Consider the following 6000-nt stretch of genomic DNA (forward strand, 5'->3'; position numbering starts at 1 on the left):
TATGGCGATCAGCGGTAGCAACCATTTCTTTTTCGAGTCTTTGTCGGCGCTGGCCGAGTGCTTTCCGCAACAAATGCGTTTCGCGCGGTATCACGCGCTTGAGCCGCGTCGACCCGGGTCGCATCTAGCCTGGACTGCATTCCTGGACTAGCCGTTACCGACGGTGCGCGCGCAAACTGATCGTCGGCTTTTTCTGCAGTTTTGTGGTCGGTGAGATTTTCGAGACGAAGTTCGGAGCCACGTTGCGGATCATTCGCGACTGATTTTCTCGCAAGGGCTGTTCGGCCACTTTCTCTGGGCGCGATAACTTCTTTGTAGTCTTCCAGATTAAAATCCGACGGTCCGGCATCAGCTGCGGCAGACGATTCAGGCCTTGATGTGGAGGCCGATTCGGCATCGGCCAACCGCCTTATTGCCGCAAAATCGAGTGGATCGGGCTCGGATTCACTGGACAGTTTGGCGCGTTTGGCCTCCTCGGCACGTTTGAGCGCATCGAGGAGCAGGCTCATGGCGCTTTCCTTGGCTCCCCTTCAGGCACGACTGGATTAGGTTGAAACTGTGGATTCATCACGTCCATTGACGGTGAGGCATCCTTGAAGAACTGGGAGTCGGGCAGGTATTTCTTGTAGTCAGACCAGATCCGCATCCACGCTCGCTTCTCGGATCACCAGTGCACGAATGAATACAACTAATTCGCTCTTCTTGCCGGCGTCATCGCGTTTGCTGACCGCATCACCAAAGAACGGTATCCGAGACAGGATTGGCAATCCTGCGCGGCTCGTCTTAAATTCATCCTGCATCAAGCCGCCAAGTACGGCAGTTTGACCACTAGCCACACGCATCATGGCTTCGAATTCGCGTGTCTCAATTTGCGGTACGAGGTTGGGTACAGATAGGGATAAAGTGGGATTTGGATCTTGCACATATTTCGTGATGCGCGTAACACTTGGACGAACACTGAGATTGATAATGTCATTTTCGCTAATTTGCGGGGTGACAGACATGACGAATCCTTGCGGTACAACTTGAGCTGAGGAATTGACGGTTGGTAGGGTGGTGGGCCTGCCGGTAGTTTGGTCAAGAGTTCCGGGCGTAGACGTCACGTTAAAATAAACAGTGTTTTCGACGACGCGCATCACGGCAGTCTGATTGTTTAGCGTCATGATCTTTGGACTGGAAAGTACGCGCGTATTGCCAAAGGATTGAGCAGCTTAATGGTGCTACTGATATCTCCGCCGGCTGCGGCATTGGGATTACGGTAGGAAATCGAAAATATTGGTGCCTGCGTTGGCACAGGATTAGTATCCAGTGTTCCGGTCAAGTTTTGTTTGATGGTGTAGCCTAAGCCCTGTAACCCCAAGGCAGACCAATCGACCCCGATTGATAGGCATCATTCAGTACGACTTCGACAACGGTTGCCTCGATCAAGACTTGTCGACGTGAAGAGCCGCTTATCTGCTCGATAAATTCGCCAACTTTTTCATGTTGTCGTGAAGTGGCGCGAATTGCCAAGTTACCCGTCTCCGCATTCATGATGACCGATGCGGCTTCGCGAAAAGTCAAGGTTTGCGACGCGCCTTCTTGTGTGCCAACTTGTTCTGCAATGCCCGGCCCGGTAATTGTCGTTTGCCCTGATTGGCTTGTTTGGCCGCCGGCTCGACGTTGCGTTGCAGTTTGGGGACGGTTGCTGGCACTCACGCCTTGTGAGCGCGTTTGGGTAAATGTTTCGGAACTGCCTTCCGGGAGCAACTTGTCCGTGTCGCGCAGCATGTCCTTAATATTTTTTTCGAGGGTTTCCCAGAATTTATTCTTGCTGGTATTTTGAAGTTTCACCATCGAGCTGTTTTGTCCCGCGCCGCCGCCCGTCGCGCCTCCCGCTGCTGCTCCGTGATAGGACCGACGACTTGTGTCTCTACGCCGATGGAACTCGTCGTATCCCGCTGCATGTTGACGTAATCAACTTTATAGATTTTGAGATATGGCGAATCCGGTCGTACCACGATGTTTGGCCCGTCTACCTCCCAACGCATATCCACCTGCTTCGATACCCGCGTCAGGATCTGCTTCAGCGTCTGGTCGATCGCGTTAAGCGTCACGCGCCCTTCAATGCCGGGATGAATATCAATATTCACCTTCGTGTCGCGGCCAATCGCAAACATCAGCTCTGGACCGGCACGTTGTTCACGGTGACGGAATACTTCACTTCGTCGACGCGGGGCCGCGGCGGCACGGGAGCAGTACCTGACGAACCGGGTCGGGCACCGCGTTCACGGTGGCGGCAGCACCATTTTGCTGGATTGCGTCAAGTGGGAGCCGACAGATCAGCCTGAAGATGTCCGTCAGTCCGTGCAACAGGCTGCGTACCACAACCAGCAAGAGCGAACACGCAGATTCCGAGGCTCGCCCGGATACGTGGACTTTCAATCAACCGTGCCGGTTGATGGTGAAACTTCTCGAGTGGCCTCTGCGTCAACATCATGGTTCGCGTTATCTTTCTTGACGGAAGTTGCATTTTGCATCCGCTCGAATTTCTTGCTTCAGGACCAACACGTTCGCGGGTGTTAGTGTGCTCTGCAGATTCTCCAATTACCTTTATAAAAGGATTAGCCAATAAAAGCAATGGGTTGGACGGTGTTCTGCAAAAATAACTTTAGCTGCGAAATTGTCCGTCTAGTGCGCCCCAGCTACTTGCTACCGGCGACTTTGTCGGTGCGCGGCCGAAGATCTTCCCGGATAAGCGCCCACCGATCAGCAACATTAGGGCCTGAATTTAGCCAACTGGCGGAAAGCTTCAACTTTTCGTCAGTTTGCCTCCGCGCGTTTGACAAAACTACCATAAAGCACGCTTACACGAGGTTTCGCTTGTGCCGGCAGGGTAGACCATGATTCGATCAGGATTGAGTTCTTGGCTGGCGGCCGCAGAAAATTCTCGATAGCGGATTTTCTTGAGGATGCGCAGTCATCAATTGAATTGAATGCCGATCCGCCGGCAGCTCTGCCAAACGCAAACATCGGCATCCATACGCGCATCCAGCCAGTCGGACGATGATATTTTGTCCGCTTCCGGTGGGGCGCGATTGCTGGCTGGGGCAAGATTTACAGGGGCAGTGCTTTGCGTCACGTCCGGGCGCGAAGCTCCAGCAAGTACTATCGCGGCAGGGGCATCAGCGGCCTTCGTCTTGGCGTCTGGCGTGGTGGCTGTGGTCGTGTTTGGCGCACTTCCCGGCGCTTCAACAATTGGCGCAACTGCCATATCCGGACCGGTCTGCGCTGCGGGAGTGACATTCGTAATCGTACCTACGACGGCGGCGGACACTGCGGCAGGAGCCTCAGGTGCCCTCGTGGCGATTGGCGTAGTCACCATCGCAGAGGAGAGAGCGGCCGTCCCAGCGCCGCCCGTTGCAGTCATCCGGCCCGCCATGAAACCAATCGCGCTACCCACCAGAAGTGACGCGGCAATGGCAAACCAACGGCTGCGGTCATTCTTTGCACCTGGCAGCACAATCTGGGTGTCGCTGATGGCGGCTCGCACATGATCTGGGGTGATGGTATGCGTATTGGCTGCATAGGCGGCCAGCGGAGTCTTATCCGCATAGATATTGATTCGGCGTAATGAGCCCTTCCGGCGCTTCAGCAATCAGCTTCGGCGCATCTGGCGAAAAAGATCCGGGCCCTTGTACCCGGCAGCCCGTAATCGAAATTCAGGTAATCCTTGATATCCCTCGCGGGCAATGAAATCAAATTGAAGCTGTGGGTAATGCGCTCCTTCGGTTGCCGCATGTTGGGAAGCATCAAATGTTGATCAAGCTCCGGCTGTCGAACAGCACGATCTGCATCAACTTGTCATGACCTCGTCTCGAGATTCGAGAGCAGGCGAATTTCTTCAACGTCTCCAGTGGCATTGCGTGCGCTTCGTCGATCAGCGCCACCACCTGCTTTTGCAGGCATGGGTAGCAATCAAGCGCTCCTGCGGCGCACGAATCCAGCTTCCGATGGTGTTGCCCCCATGGACATCGACGCCGAGATCGTCGGCAATCGTTGCGAGCATTTCATCCGGCGCAAGTGACGGAACTGCCAGGGTAAATGGTCTCAACGGAATCAGGCAACCGTTCCATCAGCACCCGGCACACTTGGTTTTCCCCGCGCCCACACCTCGCGAGTAGCCTTTACCGTACCTTCACCGCTGGTAATGGCGTAGATAAGCGCCTCCAGTGTTTCGCCGCGATTTTGCGCCGGCAAAGAAAAATTCCGTGTGCGGTGTAATCTTGAAGGAGGGCGCTTCGTTGGGCCCGAAGTGCTCCAAGAGTAAATCGTCATGGTTGACGTTCCCGGCTGTTCGATGAGTGGCCAGCAGTTTAGCATCGCCCTGGTTTCCTTCACGTCCGGCGAGTGGTCCCGGCCGCTAGCACATCCAGCCTGCTATAGAGGGTGGACCGCGAAACGCCCAGCAAACGTGCGGCAGAGACATGTTGCCCTTGGCGAGTTCGATGGCGGCATCGATGTAACGCAGTTCGATCGCCGCAAGGGTGACGGCGAGATTGAAGTCCGGCTGGCCTTCGATTTCGCCTTCGATCGCCCGAATCGATACGGCCTCAACCGTTGTTTTGGCGGAGTGCTCAACATCGACCGTACCCGAATTTCGAACTCCGACTGAAGCTCCACAACGCTCACTGTAGCCCCGCGTACTTCGCGGTTAACCGAATATCAATATTCTTCAATTCGCGAACATTGCCCGGAAATCCGTACGCCAGCCATGTCGCACGCCGAATCGTCGAGCGCGAATGGTTTTACCGCCCTGTTTGCCTGCATAAGCGTTACGAAAGTATTCCAAAAGTTTCAATTTGTCTTCGCCGAGATCGCGTAAAGGTAGTACATGCGGCGCAAACACAGACAAACGATGAAAGAGATCGGCACGAAACCGGCCGGACTTAACTCCCGCGCCCAGGTCCGCCGGTTGGTCGCGGCGACTATTCGCGCACGCGACAAACGCGAATGGGTTTCACCGACACGCGGATTGACCGTTTCTCCAGAACACTTAACAGCTTGGGCTCCAGATCCAGCGGCAATTCGCCGACTTGTCGAGAAACAAAGTCCCCTCTCCGGCATCTTCAATACCTGGCCTTGCTACCCGTCGCACCAGTGAACGAACCCTTGACGTACCCGGAACAAAGGTCGGTTCGACCCGAGGTTCGCGGATATGGCCACACAGTTCAACGCGAGGGCAACTTGGTGCGCGAACTAAGGTAATGCAGCGCCGCGGCAACGCGCTCTTTAACTGCCGGGCTCACCCTCAACCAACGCCGGAAACGCGGACGACGTAGAGGTCAATCTGGCTCTCGAGTTTTACGCATCGGGGACTGTCACCAATCAGGCTATGTGCGGCGTCCTCGGCATTGACAGGTACGTCGACTTCGCGAACCTTGAGCGCCGCATGCAATAATTTTTCAATCGCGCCGGTTCGGGCTTCGGCACGAGGTCCGCCGCGCCGAGCACGCCCGCGCGACGGGCTTGGAATCCACGTTCTGCCCGGACAACACCATAATGCGGATATCAGGACGGGCCAGCAGATCATTCACCAGCCTGAATCCCTCTGTCGGCAAATCCGGTATCGGTGGCAGCCCCGGAGTCAATCAAAGGCAATATCGAATTTTCGTTACATCACCAGGCTTCGTCCATTGCATCTGGACGCGATTCACCTTTCGCACGTCAAAGTCGTCCGCAGTACAAATGACAGGCTTTCGCCGATCAAGGGTCACTCGTCAACAATCAGCAGTGCAGGTTTTTCAGCCACTTCAGGAATTATTGTGGGAAGGGGGTGAGGTAAGGGTATATGGACGGATACGGGCGGCTGTATCGACTTTCCGGACATTGGCCAACATGACATCCAGCGAACTCAATACTCAAGTCCGGTGTCGTATACTGCGAGTCTAACGGAAGCATCGGAGCAAAATGAGTAGATATCGGCTTTGTAGATTCTGCCCGCAAAGGTCTATGCAAGTA

At 55.0% G+C, this 6000-nt stretch carries 9 protein-coding genes; all 9 read right to left on the bottom strand.

The genetic code is table 11. The annotated features are described in order from the left end of the window. Positions 1-8 precede the first annotated feature (8 nt). Positions 9-509 carry a hypothetical protein gene (locus tag IPP88_18800; GenBank protein MBL0124673.1) on the bottom strand — a complete coding sequence of 167 codons (501 nt, stop codon included), beginning with the start codon at positions 507-509 and terminating at the stop codon, positions 9-11. 120 nt (positions 510-629) lie between these two features. Continuing rightward, positions 630-1163, bottom strand: coding sequence for a hypothetical protein (locus IPP88_18805; GenBank protein ID MBL0124674.1), 534 nt, complete (start codon positions 1161-1163; stop codon positions 630-632). A 178-nt stretch (positions 1164-1341) separates the two neighbouring features. Next, positions 1342-1833, bottom strand: coding sequence for a hypothetical protein (locus IPP88_18810; GenBank protein MBL0124675.1), 492 nt, complete (start codon positions 1831-1833; stop codon positions 1342-1344). After that, positions 1830-2159, bottom strand: coding sequence for a hypothetical protein (locus IPP88_18815; protein MBL0124676.1), 330 nt, complete (start codon positions 2157-2159; stop codon positions 1830-1832). The genes IPP88_18810 and IPP88_18815 overlap by 4 nt, the downstream gene beginning before the upstream one ends. 803 nt (positions 2160-2962) lie before the next feature. Continuing rightward, the gene (locus IPP88_18820; GenBank protein MBL0124677.1) at positions 2963-3637 is read right to left on the bottom strand and encodes a hypothetical protein; all 675 of its coding nucleotides are present in this window, start codon (positions 3635-3637) and stop codon (positions 2963-2965) included. 282 nt (positions 3638-3919) lie between these two features. Next, complete coding sequence (locus IPP88_18825) at positions 3920-4093, bottom strand: hypothetical protein (GenBank protein ID MBL0124678.1); 174 nt, start codon at positions 4091-4093, stop codon at positions 3920-3922. A gap of 5 nt (positions 4094-4098) precedes the next feature. Beyond that, positions 4099-4239, bottom strand: a complete 141-nt coding sequence (locus tag IPP88_18830) for a hypothetical protein (GenBank protein MBL0124679.1) — start codon at positions 4237-4239, stop codon at positions 4099-4101. 137 nt (positions 4240-4376) lie between these two features. Continuing rightward, complete coding sequence (locus tag IPP88_18835) at positions 4377-4586, bottom strand: hypothetical protein (protein MBL0124680.1); 210 nt, start codon at positions 4584-4586, stop codon at positions 4377-4379. Positions 4587-5290: 704 nt separating this feature from the next. Next, a complete protein-coding gene (locus IPP88_18840) occupies positions 5291-5437 on the bottom strand; it encodes a hypothetical protein (GenBank protein MBL0124681.1) in 147 nt (48 codons plus the stop codon). Positions 5438-6000 lie beyond the last annotated feature (563 nt).

This window comes from Betaproteobacteria bacterium, assembly GCA_016720925.1.
GTDB lineage: Bacteria > Pseudomonadota > Gammaproteobacteria > Burkholderiales > Usitatibacteraceae > UKL13-2.

Coding starts and splice junctions, on each gene's coding strand:
- IPP88_18805 (MBL0124674.1), bottom strand. CDS start 1,163: ATGACGCTAAACAATCAGACTGCCGTGATGCGCGTCGTCGAAAACACT.
- IPP88_18800 (MBL0124673.1), bottom strand. CDS start 509: ATGAGCCTGCTCCTCGATGCGCTCAAACGTGCCGAGGAGGCCAAACGC.
- IPP88_18815 (MBL0124676.1), bottom strand. CDS start 2,159: ATGTTTGCGATTGGCCGCGACACGAAGGTGAATATTGATATTCATCCC.